12 protein-coding genes are annotated in these 16,034 nt (G+C 71.3%); 9 read left to right on the top strand and 3 right to left on the bottom strand.

All coding sequences use genetic code 11. From position 1 onward, the window contains the following. On the top strand, positions 1–1,773 hold a 1,773-nt coding region (locus tag O3X23_RS24940), incomplete at its 5' end, for an AAA family ATPase (RefSeq protein ID WP_269273756.1). A gap of 214 nt (positions 1,774–1,987) precedes the next feature. Further along, on the top strand, positions 1,988–3,406 hold the full coding sequence (locus O3X23_RS24935) for a sugar porter family MFS transporter (protein WP_269273755.1): 1,419 nt from the start codon (positions 1,988–1,990) through the stop codon (positions 3,404–3,406). A 53-nt stretch (positions 3,407–3,459) separates the two neighbouring features. On the opposite strand, the gene O3X23_RS24930 is transcribed toward O3X23_RS24935, so the two are convergent. Further along, positions 3,460–4,443: an LLM class flavin-dependent oxidoreductase gene (locus O3X23_RS24930; RefSeq protein WP_269273753.1), complete on the bottom strand. Its 984-nt coding sequence runs from the start codon at positions 4,441–4,443 to the stop codon at positions 3,460–3,462. A 190-nt stretch (positions 4,444–4,633) separates the two neighbouring features. On the opposite strand from O3X23_RS24930, the gene ftsY reads away from it, so the two are divergent. Further along, complete coding sequence (ftsY, locus tag O3X23_RS24925) at positions 4,634–5,839, top strand: signal recognition particle-docking protein FtsY (protein ID WP_269273751.1); 1,206 nt, start codon at positions 4,634–4,636, stop codon at positions 5,837–5,839. A 102-nt stretch (positions 5,840–5,941) separates the two neighbouring features. On the opposite strand, the gene O3X23_RS24920 is transcribed toward ftsY, so the two are convergent. Further along, positions 5,942–6,625, bottom strand: a complete 684-nt coding sequence (locus O3X23_RS24920) for a bifunctional DNA primase/polymerase (RefSeq protein ID WP_269273749.1) — start codon at positions 6,623–6,625, stop codon at positions 5,942–5,944. Between the two features lie 264 nt (positions 6,626–6,889). Here O3X23_RS24920 and nsdA point away from each other — a divergent pair, with 264 nt between their 5' ends. The 6 genes from nsdA to O3X23_RS24890 all read left to right on the top strand — a co-directional run bounded on the left by nsdA (position 6,890) and on the right by O3X23_RS24890 (position 15,123). Continuing rightward, positions 6,890–8,365 carry a transcriptional repressor NsdA gene (nsdA, locus tag O3X23_RS24915; RefSeq protein ID WP_443047961.1) on the top strand — a complete coding sequence of 492 codons (1,476 nt, stop codon included), beginning with the start codon at positions 6,890–6,892 and terminating at the stop codon, positions 8,363–8,365. Between the two features lie 278 nt (positions 8,366–8,643). Then, positions 8,644–9,996 carry an ammonium transporter gene (locus tag O3X23_RS24910; protein ID WP_269273745.1) on the top strand — a complete coding sequence of 451 codons (1,353 nt, stop codon included), beginning with the start codon at positions 8,644–8,646 and terminating at the stop codon, positions 9,994–9,996. Then, the gene (locus O3X23_RS24905) at positions 9,993–10,331 is read left to right on the top strand and encodes a P-II family nitrogen regulator (RefSeq protein ID WP_269273744.1); all 339 of its coding nucleotides are present in this window, start codon (positions 9,993–9,995) and stop codon (positions 10,329–10,331) included. Before O3X23_RS24910 ends, O3X23_RS24905 begins: the two co-directional genes overlap by 4 nt. A gap of 59 nt (positions 10,332–10,390) precedes the next feature. Continuing rightward, on the top strand, positions 10,391–12,871 hold the full coding sequence (locus tag O3X23_RS24900; RefSeq protein ID WP_269273743.1) for a [protein-PII] uridylyltransferase: 2,481 nt from the start codon (positions 10,391–10,393) through the stop codon (positions 12,869–12,871). A 121-nt stretch (positions 12,872–12,992) separates the two neighbouring features. Next, positions 12,993–14,534, top strand: a complete 1,542-nt coding sequence (ffh, locus tag O3X23_RS24895; RefSeq protein WP_269273741.1) for a signal recognition particle protein — start codon at positions 12,993–12,995, stop codon at positions 14,532–14,534. A gap of 73 nt (positions 14,535–14,607) precedes the next feature. Beyond that, positions 14,608–15,123, top strand: a complete 516-nt coding sequence (locus tag O3X23_RS24890) for a GNAT family N-acetyltransferase (RefSeq protein WP_269273739.1) — start codon at positions 14,608–14,610, stop codon at positions 15,121–15,123. 31 nt (positions 15,124–15,154) lie between these two features. On the opposite strand, the gene O3X23_RS24885 is transcribed toward O3X23_RS24890, so the two are convergent. After that, positions 15,155–16,006: an NAD(P)H-binding protein gene (locus O3X23_RS24885; protein ID WP_269273737.1), complete on the bottom strand. Its 852-nt coding sequence runs from the start codon at positions 16,004–16,006 to the stop codon at positions 15,155–15,157. Positions 16,007–16,034: the final 28 nt, after the last annotated feature.

Here is a 16,034-nt window from a genome sequence, read left to right as displayed (position 1 = left end):
GCCGTGCACCGCATCCTGCGCGACACGGTCGTCGTGGAGAACCTCGCCGACGCGGAGACCCTCGTGGCCGCGCACCCGGAACTCACCGCCGTCACCGCCGAGGGGGACGTGCTCGCCGCGCACTTCGCGCACGGCGGCTCGGCGGGTGTGCCCAGCCTGCTGGAGGTGCGGGCCGCCGTCGACGACGCGGCCCGCGAACTGGAGCGGCTGGCGGTGCTGTGCGATGCGCTGGCTCGGGAGCAGCAGGAGACGAAGGAGCGGCGCGCCGCGTGCGCGGTGACCGTGGACTCGCTCGCACAGGCGCGGCGGGCGGCGGAGAAGGAGAAGTCCGCCGTCGCCCAGCAGTTGGGCCGGCTGGCCGGTCAGGCGCGCGCCGCCGGGGGAGAGGCCGAGCGCAGCGCCGCCGCCGTGGGGCGGGCCGAGGAGTCGCTGGCCGCGGCGATGGAGGAGTTCGAGGAGCTGTCGGTGCGGCTGGGGGAGGCCGTGGAGGCGCCCGGTGAGGAGGAGCCCGACACCTCCGTGCGGGACCGGCTCTCCGCCGACGGGGCCAACGCGCGGCAGACCGAGATGGAGGCGCGGCTCCAACTGCGGACCCACGAGGAGCGGGTGAAGGGGCTGGCCGGGCGGGCGGACGGGCTGGACCGCGCGGCCCGCATCGAGCGCGAGACCCGGGCGCTCGCCGAGCGGCGCCGGGCCCGGCTGGAGTACGAGGCCCGGGTGGCGGGCGCGGTGCTGGCGGGCGCGCGCGCCCTGCTGGAGTACGTGTCGGTGTCGCTGGCCCGTGCGGAGGAGGAGCGCGGGGCGGCCGAGCGGGCCCGCGCCGAGCGCGAGGCGCAGCTGGGGGAGGAGCGCCGGCAGGGCCGGGAGCTCAAGGCCGAGCTGGACAAGCTGACCGACTTCGTCCACAAGGGCGAGGTGCTGGGCGCCGAGAAGCGGCTGCGCATCGAGCAGTTGGAGACCCGGTCGCTGGAGGAGCACGGCATCGAGCCGTCCGGGCTGGTCGACGAGTACGGCCCGCACCATCCGGTGCCGCCGTCGCTGGCCGCCGAGGGCGAGGAGCTGCCCGAGGATCCGGAGCACCCGCGCAACCGGCCGAAGCCGTTCGTGCGCGCGGAGCAGGAGAAGCGGCTGAAGTCCGCGGAGAAGGCCTACCAGCAGTTGGGGAAGGTCAACCCGCTGGCGCTGGAGGAGTTCTCCGCGCTGGAGGAGCGCCACAAGTTCCTGACCGAGCAGTTGGAGGACCTGAAGAACACCCGGCTGGACCTGCTGCAGGTGGTCAAGGAGGTCGACGAGCGCGTCGAGCAGGTCTTCTCGGCGGCGTACCACGACACGGCGCGGGAGTTCGAGGGCGTGTTCTCCCGGCTCTTCCCCGGCGGCGAAGGCCGGCTGATGCTGACAGACCCGGACAACATGCTCACCACAGGTGTGGAGGTTGAAGCGCGGCCGCCCGGGAAGAAGGTCAAGCGGTTGTCGCTGCTGTCGGGTGGTGAGCGCTCGCTGACCGCGGTGGCACTGCTGGTGTCGATCTTCAAGGCCCGGCCGAGTCCGTTCTATGTGATGGACGAGGTCGAGGCGGCGCTGGACGACACGAACCTGCAGCGGTTGATCGGTCTCATGGAGGAGCTTCAGGAGAGTTCACAGCTTGTCGTCATCACGCACCAGAAGCGGACGATGGAGGTCGCCGATGCCCTGTACGGCGTATCGATGCAGGGCGATGGGGTCTCCAAAGTGATCAGCCAGCGGCTGCGGGACGGCAAGCGGAAGCTGGCCTGAGCTCTTATTCATTCAATTGATGAACTCAAACGGGTGAGCTCTGCGCCAATCGCTCTCAGAAGTCCGAACAGACCCGCTGTTGACTTCGAAACTTGAAGGCATAGTCTCTGCAGCGTCACTTTTACCTTCGAGTGGTGGCCGTCCCGTCGGCGGCTGACACTGAAGATCCAGTCCCTCATGCGAGGGGCTCACCGCCGAGCCCCAGGAGTACACGTTGACCAGCACCGCACCTGTGGCCGGTCCTGAAGGCCGGCAGGCCCATCCGGATCACCTCGGCCACGTCATCTTCATCACCGCCGCGGCCGCCATGGGCGGCTTCCTGTTCGGCTACGACAGCTCTGTGATCAACGGCGCCGTCGAGGGCATCCGGGGCAAGTACGACATCGGCTCCGGCACCCTCGCCCAGGTGATCGCGATCGCGCTGATCGGCTGCGCCATCGGCGCCGCCACCGCCGGCCGGATCGCCGACCGCATCGGCCGCATCCGCGTCATGCAGATCGCCGCCGTGCTGTTCACGGCCAGCGCGGTGGGCTCGGCGCTGCCGTTCGCCCTGTGGGACCTCGCCATGTGGCGGGTGCTCGGCGGTATCGCCATCGGCATGGCCTCGGTGATCGGCCCGGCGTACATCGCCGAGGTCTCCCCGCCCGCCTACCGCGGACGGCTCGGCTCCTTCCAGCAGGCCGCCATCGTGATCGGCATCGCCGTCTCGCAGCTCGTCAACTGGGGCCTGCTCAACGCGGCCGACGGCGACCAGCGCGGCGAGCTGATGGGCCTGGAGGTCTGGCAGGTCATGCTCGGCGTGATGGTCGTCCCGGCGGTCATCTACGGGCTGCTGTCGTTCGCGATCCCCGAGTCGCCGCGCTTCCTGATCTCCGTCGGCAAGACCGCGCAGGCCAAGAAGGTGCTCGCCGACGTCGAGGGCAAGAACGTCGACTTCGACGCACGGGTGGCGGAGATCGAGCACGCCATGCGCAGTGAGCACAAGTCGACCTTCCACGACCTGCTCGGCTCCCGCATGGGCTTCCTGCCGATCGTCTGGGTCGGCATCGGCCTCTCGGTCTTCCAGCAGCTCGTCGGCATCAACGTGGCGTTCTACTACTCGTCCACGCTGTGGCAGTCGGTCGGCATCGACCCGAGCAGCTCATTCCTGTACTCGTTCACCACCTCGATCGTGAACATCATCGGCACCGTGATCGCGATGATCTTCGTCGACCGGATCGGCCGCAGGCCGCTCGCCCTGATCGGCTCCGCGGGCATGGCCGTCTCCCTGGCGCTGGAGGCGTGGGCCTTCTCCGCCAAGACCGCCGAGGGGACGCTGCCGAACACCGAGGGCACCGTGGCGCTCATCGCCGCCCACGTCTTCGTGCTCTTCTTCGCCCTCTCGTGGGGTGTCGTGGTCTGGGTCTTCCTCGGCGAGATGTTCCCGAACCGGATCCGCGCGGCGGCGCTCGGCGTGGCGGCCTCGGCGCAGTGGATCGCGAACTGGGCGATCACCGCGAGCTTCCCGAGCCTGGCCGACTGGAACCTGTCGGGGACCTACCTCATCTACACCTTCTTCGCCCTCCTCTCCATCCCCTTCGTGCTCAAGTTCGTGAAGGAGACCAAGGGCAAGACGCTGGAGGAGATGGGCTAGGTCCCATCCGGCCCGTCCTCAGGCGGGGTCGCGTCCTCCGGCGGATCACGTCCTCACTTGAGGCGTGGCAGTACCTGCTCCGCCAGCAGGTGCAGGCTGCGCCAGCCCTCGTCGACCGGCATGCCCCCGCACAGGGGGTGCAGGACCAGGCTCGCCTGGTCCCCACCGGCTTCGGCGAGGGCGACGCATTCGTCGGGCGTGACGATCCGGTAGACCCCCTCGCTGCGCAGCTCCTCGACGCCGGTGGCGGCCGAGCGCACGGCGGAGCGGATGTCGGCCGACTGCCAGGAGGCGTACATCCGGGCCTCGTGCAGCAGGTGCTCGCCGTACTGCGCCCAGGCGCGGTCCGGGTCCTCGGACAGGTGCAGCAGCGGCACCTTCGCCGGCGGCATCATGCACCAGCCCTCGGTGCCGTACTCGGCGAGCCGCTCCCGGTAGTACGCCTCCAGCTCCGGCAGGTACGCGCTGGGGAAGAGCGGCAGACCCAGCCGGGCGGCGCGGCGGGCAGCCGCCTTCGAGCTGCCGCCGACCAGCAGCAGCGGGTGCGGCTGGGTGAAGGGGCGCGGGGTGACCCGTACGGTCCGGCCCCGGTACTCGAAGGGCTCGCCGGTCCACGCGCTGAGCAACGTCTCCAGCACCTCGTCCTGGAGCTTGCCGCGGCGCGTCCAGTCCCGGCCGTGCGCGTCGTACTCCGCCTGCCGGTACCCGATGCCCGCCACCGTGACGAGGCGCCCGCCGCTGAGCAGGTCCAGCACGGCGATGTCCTCGGCGAGCCGCAGCGGATCGTAGAGCGGGCCGATCAGGGCGGACACGGTGACCGCGATCCGCCGGGTGGCGCCGAAGACCGCGCCCGCGAAGGTGAGGGGCGACGGCAGCCAGCCGTTGGCCGCGCCGTGGTGCTCCTCCGTCTGGACGGTGTCCACGCCGCGGTCGTCGGCGTAGGCGGCCATCTCGAGGGCGGCCTTGTAGCGGGCACTGAGCGACGTCGGCTCCGCGGCGGGATCGACGAGGTTGAACCGGATGACCGTGACGGGCATGGCAGACGCTCCTTCACCGGTGGCGGACCAGAGGTTATCTGACGCTGTGTCAGATGGGTAGGGGCGCGGTCGCGCGGCCGCCGGTCCGCACGGCCGGGGCCGGATCCGATGCGGGCGCGGCCGTCCGTGGCCGGCCCGGCCCGCCGCGCTGTCGCCTTCGGGGGTGGCCGTGACCGATACTGGGGGCGATATGGAAACCGTCATCCTTGCTGTAGTCATCGCCCTGGTCGTGGTCGTCGCCGCCGGCGGACTGGTGGTCGGCAGCCGCCGCAAGAAGCAGCTGCCGCCCGCGCCGCCGAGCACGCCGACCATCACCGCGCCGCCCGCCGAGCCACGCGTCGGAGACGAAGCGGAGGTCCCACGGGACGAGCCGCGCCGGACGATCGAAGAGGTCGTCCTCCCCGACGCGCCTGGCGCGCCCGACGCCGTGGAGGAGCTGCCCGCACCCGCGGCTCCCGAACTCGAACGGCCCGAACCCAGCGCCGGCCGCCTGGTGCGGCTGCGCTCCCGGCTGTCCCGCTCGCAGAACACGCTCGGTAAGGGGCTGCTCGCGCTCCTCTCCCGCGAGCACCTCGACGACGACACCTGGGAGGAGATCGAGGAGATCCTCATCACCGCCGACGTGGGTGTCACTCCGACCCAGGAGCTGGTGGACCGGCTGCGCGCCCGGGTGAAGGTGCTCGGCACCCGCACCCCCGCCGATTTGCGCGCCCTGCTCCGCGAGGAGCTGCTGACCCTGGTCGACCCCACGCTCGACCGCGAGCTGAAGACCGAGAGTCACGAGACGACCCCGGCCGTCGTGCTGGTCGTCGGTGTCAACGGCACCGGCAAGACCACGACCACCGGCAAGCTCGCCCGCGTGCTGGTGGCCGACGGCCGCAGCGTGGTGCTCGGCGCGGCGGACACCTTCCGTGCCGCCGCCGCGGACCAGCTGCAGACCTGGGGCGAGCGGGTGGGCGCCCGTACCGTCCGCGGCCCCGAGGGCGGCGACCCGGCGTCGATCGCCTTCGACGCCGTGAAGGAAGGTATCTCCGCGGGCGCGGACACGGTCCTGATCGACACCGCGGGCCGGCTGCACACCAAGACCGGCCTGATGGACGAGCTGGGCAAGGTCAAGCGGGTCATCGAGAAGCACGGCCCGGTCGACGAAGTGCTCCTGGTGCTCGACGCGACCACCGGCCAGAACGGGCTGGTACAGGCCCGGGTCTTCGCCGAGGTCGTCGACATCACCGGCATCGTGCTGACCAAGCTGGACGGCACCGCCAAGGGCGGCATCGTGATCGCGGTCCAGCGCGAGCTGGGCGTGCCCGTGAAGCTGATCGGGCTGGGCGAGGGCGCGGACGACCTGGCGCCCTTCGAGCCGGAGGCGTTCGTCGACGCCCTGATCGGCGACTGACCCGGTACGAGAGTTTCGAGCGATGGTAGACGTAAGGGGCGCCCCTCCCCGAGGGCGCCCCTTACGTATCTCCCGCGCGGTGATGGTTCGGTGGCCGGCCCCTCAGGCCCGAACGAGCCAGGGGCCCGGTGTCAGGTCGCGGTGGCAGACGTAGGCCAGGGTGCCGAGCAGCAGCCGGGCCTCCGGCGGCTGGTGGACCGAGTCGAGCAGCGGTGACCGCAGCCAGCGCACCGGGCCCATTCCGCCGAGGTCGGACGGCGGGGCGGTGACGTGGTCACCGAGGCCCAGGCAGCGCAGGTCGAGGGCAGTGTCGTCCCAGCCCATCCGGTAGAGCAGGTGCGGGAGTTCGGCAGCGGCGCCCGATGCGACGAAGAACTGCGCGCGGCCCGTCGGGGTGACCAGCACCGGGCCCAGCCGCAGCCCCATCCGTTCCAGCCGCACCAGCGCGCGCCGCCCGGAGTGCTCCGCCACGTCGATGACGTCGAAGGTGCGGCCCACCGGCAGCAGCACGGCCGCTCCCGGCACTTGGTCCCACGCCTCGTTGGCCTGCTCCAGGGTCGCGCCGGCCGGGATCTCGTCGGCGAAGACCAGCGGATGCGCCCCCGGTTCCTTGCAGGCGGGATCACCGCACGAGCACGCTCCGCCGCCGCGGACGGCGCGCGCTCCCGGCGTGACCGCCCAACCGCACAACCCGGTGTAATCCGCCACCGTGGTGCACGCCGTGGCGCGTTCTCTCCGGCGCGAGCCGGCCCGGATATCCCGAATGCCGCCGATCGTGAAACCCATGACACCCCCAACGGATCGCAGTCGCCGATGGTTACGCCCCTGCTTGGCCGGGGTGTGTCAAGTGAATCGTGTACAGCCGCAGAGGAGTTCATTCGAAGGGGTGGCGAATGGTGGCGTTTCCGCTGTGGCACTCGCCGGATGGGTGATCGTAGGATTACTTTCAGTTCGTGAGCACCAGCCATGTGTCCCCGCCGGTATGCCGGAGGCAAGGCAGCAGGGTTCGGTATCAGCGGGCCTTGGCCGTAAAGGCGTTGGGCGACTCGGATGGGGGCCAAACCGGTGGGCGGCACACAGGACAAGCAGCCCAACGCGCAGTTGAACTCGTGGTTCGTGCGCAGTGGCTGGTCGAAGGGTGAGTTGGCCCGGCAGGTCAACCGCAGGGCGCGGCAGATGGGCGCCCACCACATCAGCACCGACACGTCCAGGGTGCGGCGCTGGCTCGACGGTGAGCAGCCGCGCGAGCCGATTCCGCGCATCATGTCCGAGCTGTTCTCCGAGCGGTTCGGCTGCGTGGTCCCGGTCGAGGACCTGGGGCTGCGGTCGGCGCACCAGTCACCGTCGGAATCGGGCGTGGACCTGCCCTGGGCGGGCCCCCAGACGGTCCAGCTGATCAACGATTTCTCCCGCAGCGACCTGATGCTCGGCCGCCGCGGCTTCCTCGGAGCCTCGTTGGCCCTCTCGGCGGGGCCCGCTCTCGTCGAGCCGATGCAGCGGTGGCTGGTGCCCCCTTCGCTCGGCGCCTTCCCGACGCCGGTCGCCGGCGCGCCCCGGGACACCGGGAACCGGCCCAACCGGCTCTCCGAGCCCGAGCTGCAGCTGCTGGAGAGCACCACGGTGATGTTCCGCACCTGGGACAGCCAGTGCGGTGGCGGGCTGCGCCGCAAGGCGGTCGTCGGCCAGCTGCACGAGGTGACCGACCTGCTCCAGGAGTCGCACCCGGAAGCGGTCGCCAAGCGGCTCTACCGCGTCACCGGCGACCTCGCCGCGCTGGCCGGCTGGATGAGCTACGACGTCGGCCTGCAGCCCACCGCGCAGAAGTACTTCGTGCTCGCCCTGCACGCCGCCAAGGAGGCCGCGGACCGGCCGCTGGGCGCGTTCATCCTCTCCAGCATGAGCCGCCAGATGATCCACCTGAACCGGCCGGACGATGCGCTGGAGCTCATCCACCTCGCCCAGTACGGCAGCCGGGACTCGGCCACCGCCACCACCCAGGCGATGCTGCACGCCGTCGAGGCGCGCGCCTACGCCAGCATGGGCCAGGTCAGCAAGTGCCACCGGGCCGTGCGCATGGCCGAGGACACCTTCTCCGACGCCCGCAAGGACGACGACCCGGACTGGATCAGCTTCTTCAACGAGGCCGAGCTGAACGCGGAGAACGCCCACTCCTACCGCGACCTCGCCTACGTCGCCGGCCGCAGTTCCACCTACGCCTCGCTCGCCCACCCCGTGATGGAGCGGGCGGTCGAGCTGTTCGGCCAGGACTCCGTCCACCAGCGGGCGTACGCCCTCAACCTCATCGGTATGGCCACCGTCCACCTCCTTGAGCGGAACCCGGAACAGGCCGCCGACATGACGCACAAGGCCATCTCCGTGGCCAGAAAAGTGCGCTCGGAACGGGTGAACACCCGGATCCGCAAGACCGCCGACACCGCGATGCGCGACTTCGGAGACATCGCCGAGGTCATCGACCTCTCCGAGCGGCTGGCGGTCGAGCTCCCGGAAGTGGCCGAAACCGCCTGACCGTCGGCACCCTCAGACCCCGGCCGCGGCAGTCCACCCGTTCAGCTCGACTCGGCTCCCCCACGCCAGGTCAACCGGGTGACTTCCGCGGCCGGTCCCGTATACAGCGGCCGCCTCTGCCGGGAGCGGTTCATCTTCACGTAACACATGGGACTTCTTCGTCACCGCGTCGAAACACCCTGCGGCATCGGGCGAAACCCGACTGGGACAACCTCTGGGCGATAACCGGCCCACCCAGCACCGTCCCGCAGGGCCGCTCGGATGACGAGGAGACGCCGATGGCACCAGCCATCATGACGCTTGCCGCTGACGCGCCCAAGCTCGATACCGGAAATACGGCGTTCATGCTGCTCAGCGCCGCCCTGGTCATGGTGATGACACCGGGCCTGGCCTTCTTCTACGGGGGCATGGTCCGCGTCAAGAGCGCGCTGAACATGTTGATGATGAGCTTCATCAGTCTCGGCATCATCACCATTCTGTGGACGCTCTACGGATTCAGTTTCGCCTTCGACTCCGGCAACGGCTTCATGGGTGGCACCAGCTGGCTCGGGATGCGCAACATCGGCATCGGCGAGCTGTGGCCCGGGTACGGCATCCCGGTCTACGTCTTCGCCGTCTTCCAGTTGATGTTCGCGATCATCACCCCGGCGCTGATAAGCGGTGCGCTCGCGGACCGCGTGAAGTTCACCGCCTGGGCGCTGTTCATCACCCTGTGGGCGACGGTCGTGTACTTCCCCGTCGCGCACTGGGTCTGGGCCTCGGACGGCTGGCTCTTCAAGTACGGCGTGATCGACTTCGCCGGTGGTACCGCGGTCCACATCAACGCGGGCGCCGCCGCCCTCGGAGTGATCCTCGTCATCGGCAAGCGGGTCGGCTTCAAGCGGGACCCCATGCGCCCGCACAGCCTGCCGCTGGTCATGCTCGGCGCGGGTCTGCTGTGGTTCGGCTGGTTCGGCTTCAACGCCGGCTCCTGGCTCGGTGCCGACGGCGTCGCCGCCGTCGCCTTCACCAACACCCAGGTCGCCACCGCAGCCGCGATGCTCGGCTGGCTCGCCTACGAGAAGCTCCGGCACGGCTCCTTCACCACCCTGGGCGCCGCCTCCGGCGCGGTCTCCGGCCTGGTCGCGATCACCCCCGCCTGCGGTTCGGTCTCGCCGCTCGGCGCGATCGCCGTCGGTGTGATCGCCGGTGTGCTGTGTGCCGCCGCGGTCGGCCTGAAGTACAAGTTCGGCTACGACGACTCGCTGGACGTCGTCGGCGTCCACATGGTCGGCGGCGTCGTCGGCTCCCTGCTCATCGGCCTCTTCGCCACCGGCGGCGTCGGCCAGACCGCCAAGGGCCTGTTCTACGGCGGCGGCCTCGACCAGCTCGGCAAGCAGGCGGTCGGCGTCGGCGCGGTCCTCGGGTACTCCCTGGTCGCCTCCGCCGTCCTCGCCAAGCTCATCGACCTGGTCATGGGCTTCCGGGTCACCGAGGACGACGAGGTCACCGGCATCGACCAGATCGAGCACGCCGAGACGGCGTACGACTTCGCGGGAGCGGGCGGCGGCACGGTCCGCACCAGCGCGGCACCCGTTCCCGGTACCAAGAGCAGCGAGGCCGGCGCCTCGGACAAGAAGGTGGACGCGTGAAGCTCATCACGGCAGTTGTGAAGCCGCACCGGCTGGACGAGATCAAGGAGGCCCTGCAGGCCTTCGGGGTGCACGGTCTGACCGTCACCGAGGCCAGCGGCTACGGCCGGCAGCGCGGCCACACCGAGGTCTACCGTGGCGCCGAGTACACCGTCGACCTCGTGCCGAAGATCCGCATAGAGGTGCTGGTCGAGGACAGTGACGCCGATCAGCTGATCGAGGTCATCGTCAAGGCCGCCCGCACCGGCAAGATCGGTGATGGCAAGGTGTGGAGCATCCCGGTCGAGACAGCGGTCCGCGTACGCACCGGCGAACGCGGCCCGGACGCCCTCTAGACCCGGTCCCCGCCCTGGCGGACCGGTTCTCGCGACAAGCGCCCAGCGCTGGAGCACACGTGACGGAAAACGTCGAAGCGAAAGCGGACGACGGATCCGCCGCCGGAACCCCTGAGGGTCCCGGCGGCTACGCGGCGGCCCGGCTGCGCCTCCTCAACGAGGAGGCGCGGTCCGGGCCGCCGCGCCGTTCCGCCCTGTCCGGACTCACCGACGACTGGCTGGCGGGGCTCGCCGCGGGCGCGGCGAGGGAGACCGGCGTCGCCGGATACGCCCTGGTCGCCGTCGGCGGCTACGGGCGCGGCGAGCTCTCCCCGCGCAGCGACCTCGACCTGCTGCTGCTCTACGACCCCTCCGTCGCCAAGGAGCGGGTCTCCGGGCTCGCCGACCGGATCTGGTACCCGGTCTGGGACCTGGGTCTGGACCTCGACCACTCCGTCCGCACCGCCGCCGAGGCCCGCGAGACCGCCGCCGAGGACCTCAAGGTCCAGCTCGGACTGCTCGACGCCCGGCACATCGCGGGCGACCCGTCCCTCACCGCGGCCCTGCGGACGGCCACCCTCGCCGACTGGCGCAACCAGGCCCCCAAGCGGCTGCCCGCCCTGTACGAACTGTGCCAGGAACGGGCCGAACGCCAGGGGGAGCTCTCCTACCTCCTCGAACCCGACCTCAAGGAGGCCAGGGGCGGGCTGCGCGACGCCACCGCACTGCGCGCCGTCGCCGCGTCCTGGCTCGCCGACGCGCCCCGCGAAGGTCTGGAGCAGGCCCGCACCCGGCTGCTGAACGCCCGCGACGCCCTGCACCTGGTCACCGGCCGGGCCACCGACCGGCTCGCCCTCCAGGAGCAGGACCAGGTCGCCGAAGCCCTCGGCCTGCTCGACGCCGACGCCCTGCTGCGCCAGGTCTACGAAGCCGCCCGCACCATCAGTTACGCGGCCGACGTCACCTGGCGCGAGGTCGGCCGCGTGCTGCGCTCCCGCGAGGCGCGCCCGCGCCGCCGTGGCCTGCTCGGCATCGGCCGTTCCGGCCCGGCCGCCGCCCCCGCCGAGCGCACCCCGCTCGCCGAGGGAGTCGTCGAGCACGAGGGCGAGGCCGTCCTGGCCCTGGCCGCGAAGCCCGAACGCGACCCCGTACTGCCGCTGCGCGCCGCCGCCGCGGCCGCCCAGGCCGGGCTGCCGCTGAGCCTGCACGCGGTGCGCCGGCTGGCCGCCGCCGCCCGCCCTCTGCCGGTGCCCTGGCCGGCCGAGGCCCGCGAACAACTGCTCACCCTGCTCGGCGCGGGCGAGGCCACCGTCCAGGTCTGGGAGGCGCTGGAGGCCGAAGGGCTCATCACCCGGCTGCTGCCGGACTGGGAACGGGTCCGCTGCCGCCCGCAGCGCAACGCCGTCCACCGCTGGACGGTCGACCGGCACCTCGTCGAGACGGCGGTCCGCGCCTCCGGTCTCACCCGCCGCGTCGGGCGCCCCGACCTGCTGCTGATGGCGGCCCTGCTGCACGACATCGGCAAGGGCTGGCCCGGCGACCACAGCGAAGCCGGCGAGGTCATCGCCCGCGATGTCGCCATCCGCATCGGATTCGGCCCCGCCGACGTGGAGACGCTGGCGCTGCTCGTCCGCCACCACCTGCTGCTCATCGACACCGCGACCCGCCGCGACCTCGACGACCCGGTGACCGTGAAGGGCGTCGCCGACGTGGTGCGCGACAGCGGCACGCTGGAGCTGCTGCACGCCCTGACCGAGGCCGACGCGCTCGCCACCGGCCCCGCCGCGTGGAGCAACTGGCGCGCCTCGCTCCTCGCCGACCTCGTCAAACGCGTCGCGGAACTGCTCGCCGGCGGCGAGGTGCCGGAACCGGCCGCCGCCGAGACGACGGCCGAGGAGGAACGCCTCGCCGTCGAGGCCGCCCGCACCGGCGGCCCGGTGCTCGCCCTGCACGCCCACGCCGAACCCGACCCCGAGGGAGGCGACGAGAGCACCCCCGAGCGGCTGGGCGTCGAGCTGCTGCTCGCCGTCCCGGACCGGCCGGGACTGCTCGCCCAGGCCGCCGGCGTGCTCGCCCTGCACCGGCTCACCGTGCGCGCCGCCGACCTGCGGTCCGTCGACCCGATCGGGGAAGGGCCGGTGACGCTGCTCAGCTGGCGGGTCTCCGCCGAGTACGGGGCGCTGCCGGAAGCCGCCCGGCTCCGCGCCGACCTGGGGCGGGCCTTCGACGGTTCGCTCGACATCGAGGCCCGGCTCGCCGAACGCGAGGCGGCCTACCCGCGCCGCCGCGCGCTCGCCGCCCCGCCGCCCCGGGTCACCGTCGCCGCCGGCAGCTCCCAGGTGGCCACGGTGATCGAGGTCCGCGCCCAGGACGCCCCCGGACTGCTGCACCGGATCGGCTACGCCCTGGCCGCGACCGGGGTGGACGTGCGGTCCGCCCGCATCAGCACGCTCGGCGCGAACGCGGTCGACGCGTTCTACGTCGTCGGCGCGGACGGCGCTCCTCTGGGCGAGGTACGGGCGGCGGAGGTCGCCCGCGAGGTGGAGCGGGCGCTGCGCTGAGCCGTACGGTCGTCCGTCGCCGGGCAGGCGCAATCCCGCCTGCCCGGCGATGGAGGGCACACCAGCGGATACCCTGGGGGACGACCACCGCCAACCCCTGACGCGAGGACCCGCAACCACCGTGTTCGATACCCTCTCCGATCGCCTTGCAGCGACGTTCAAGAACCTCCGGGGCAAGGGCCGCCTCTCCGAGGCGGACATCGACGCCACCGCGCGCGAGATCCGTATCGCCCTGCTGGAAGCGGATGTCGCGCTGCCGGTGGTCCGTGCGTTCATCAAGCAGGTCAAGGAGCGGGCCTCCGGACTGGAGGTCTCGCAGGCGCTGAACCCGGCGCAGCAGGTCATCAAGATCGTCAACGAGGAACTCGTCGGCATCCTCGGCGGCGAGACCCGCCGGGTCCGCTTCTCCAAGCAGCCGCCGACCGTGATCATGCTCGCGGGTCTGCAGGGTGCCGGTAAGACCACCCTCGCCGGAAAGCTCGGCTACTGGCTCAAGAGCCAGGGCCACGCCCCGCTGCTCGTCGCCTGCGACCTGCAGCGTCCGAACGCCGTGACCCAGCTCTCCGTCGTCGCGGAGCGCGCGGGCGTCGCGGTCTTCGCGCCCGAGGCGGGCAACGGCGTCGGCGACCCGGTCAAGGTCGCCAAGGACTCCATCGAGTTCGCGAAGTCCAAGCAGTACGACGTGGTGATCGTCGACACCGCCGGCCGGCTGGGTGTCGACGAGGAGCTGATGCGGCAGGCCGCCGACATCCGTGACGCCGTCAGCCCGGACGAGATCCTGTTCGTCGTCGACGCGATGATCGGCCAGGACGCGGTCAACACCGCCGAGGCGTTCCGCGACGGCGTCGGCTTCGACGGTGTGGTGCTCTCCAAGCTCGACGGTGACGCCCGCGGTGGCGCCGCGCTCTCCATCGCGCACGTGACCGGCAAGCAGATCATGTTCGCCTCCAACGGCGAGAAGCTCGACGAGTTCGACACCTTCCACCCGGACCGGATGGCGTCCCGCATCCTCGGCATGGGCGACATGCTCAGCCTGATCGAGAAGGCCGAACAGACCTTCTCGCAGGCCGAGGCCCAGAAGATGGCCGAGAAGCTGGCCAAGGGTCCGAAGGAGTTCACGCTCGACGACTTCCTGTCCCAGATGGAGCAGGTCCGCAAGATGGGCTCCATCTCCAAGCTGCTCGGCATGCTGCCGGGCATGGGGCAGATCAAGGACCAGATCGCCAATCTGGACGAGCGCGACGTGGACCGCACCGCCGCCATCATCAAGTCGATGACCCCCGCCGAGCGCCAGGACCCGACGATCCTCAACGGGTCGCGCCGGGCCCGCGTCGCCAAGGGCTCCGGCACCGAGGTCAGCGCGGTCAAGAACCTGGTCGAGCGCTTCTTCGAGGCCCGCAAGATGATGTCGCGGATGGCCCAGGGCGGCGGCATGCCCGGTATGCCGGGGATGCCCGGCATGGGTGGTGCCGGTAAGAAGAAGAAGCAGGTCAAGCAGGCCAAGGGCAAGCAGCGCAGTGGCAACCCGATGAAGCGCAAGGCGGACGAGGCGGCGGAGGCCGCCCGCCGTGCCGAGCAGGCCGACAGCCCCTTCGGCGCGGCCGCCGCACCGGAGGCGCAGAACTTCGAACTCCCCGACGAGTTCAAGAAGTTCATGGGCTGACGTCCTCCTGGACGGCACGGCGGAAGAGCGCCCCCGGCAGGGGGCGCTCTCACGTCCGGGGCATGATGGCGCCATGCGCGTATCCATCCGAGAACCACGTCCTGGCGACGCCGACGCGTACGCCAAGGCCGTCCTGCGGTCCGCCGATCATCTGAGCCCGTGGAACCCGGTCGATCCGGACGGTTTCCACGAACTTCTGCGCCGCCAGGGCCCGTCGTTGCGCACCTTCCTGATCCTCAACGACGAGGACGGCGGCATCGTCGGCAAGGTCAACGTCGCGAACATCGTGCGGGCCCGGTTCCGCAACGGCACCCTCGGCTACGACAGCTACCTGCCGTACGCGGGCACCGGCCGGATGACCGAAGGCCTGCGGCAGGTCGTCGACCGCTGCTTCACCAGCTATCCCGACGGGCTCGGTCTGCACCGGCTGGAGATCAACGTGCAGCCCGACAACGGGCGCTCCCTCGCCATGGCCAAGCGCCTCGGCTTCCGCCACGAGGGCTTCTCACCGCGCATGCTCTACCTGAACGACGACTGGCGCGACCACGAGCGCTTCGCCCTCACCGCCGAGGAGTGGCCCGGCGCCTGACCCGTCCCCGTGCTCGGTGGGGGCCCCGGTGTCAGCGGAAGTCGGCGGCGTGGTCGGCGGCCCATGCGCGGAAGGTGCGCGGGGCGGTGCCGGTGAGTTCTTCGACGGTGTCGGTGACCGGCTCGGAGGAGCCCGCCATGCCGGCCCATGCGTTCATGACGGCGTCCACCCCCGACGGCGGCAGCCAGGCCAGCATCTGCTCCCGCTTCTCCGCCAACGTCATCTCCTCGAACCGCACCGGGCGGCCGATCGCCTCGCCGATGGCGTGCGCCTGCTCGGCCTGCGTGATCAGGGCGGGTCCGGTGAGGACGTACTTGGCGCCCGCGTGCCCCTCGTCCGGGCCGTCCGTCATCACGCGTACGGCGACCGCCGCGATGTCCCGCTCGTGGATCAGCGGCCGGGCCAGTGCCCCGTTCAGATCGCGGACGACCCCCTCGGCACGTACCTGCGGTGCCCAGCCGAGGGTGTTGGACGCGAAGCCGACCGGCTGCAGGAAGGTCCACGCGAGCCCGGACCGTTCGATCTGCCGTTCCACCTCGCTGTGGAACAAGGTGATGGGGTCCACGGGCCCGTCGGTCCGCTCCTGTGCGCCCATCATCGACAGATAGACGATGCGGCGGGCGTGCTTCGCGATCCTGTCGAGGACGGCGGGCGCCGCCTCGGCGGTGAGGAACGGCCAGACCAGGAAGACGGTGTCGGCGCCGTCGAGCGCCGCGTCCAGGCTCTCCGGGTCCGACAGGTCGCCGGCCACGGCCTCGACGCCGTCGGGCAGCCCGGCGGTGCCGGGGTCGCGGCTCAGGGCGCGGAAGGCCGCCCCCCGGTCCAGCAGTTGGGACACGACCTGTCCGCCGACCTTGCCGGTCGCTCCGGTGACCAGAATCATGACGCTCTCCTCGATCGGTGCTCGTGTG

This window comes from Streptomyces sp. H39-S7 (assembly GCF_027158205.1).
Classification (GTDB): domain Bacteria; phylum Actinomycetota; class Actinomycetes; order Streptomycetales; family Streptomycetaceae; genus Actinacidiphila.
Note: the sequence above shows the minus strand (reverse complement) of the source record. Positions and strands in the feature narration are given on the sequence as shown.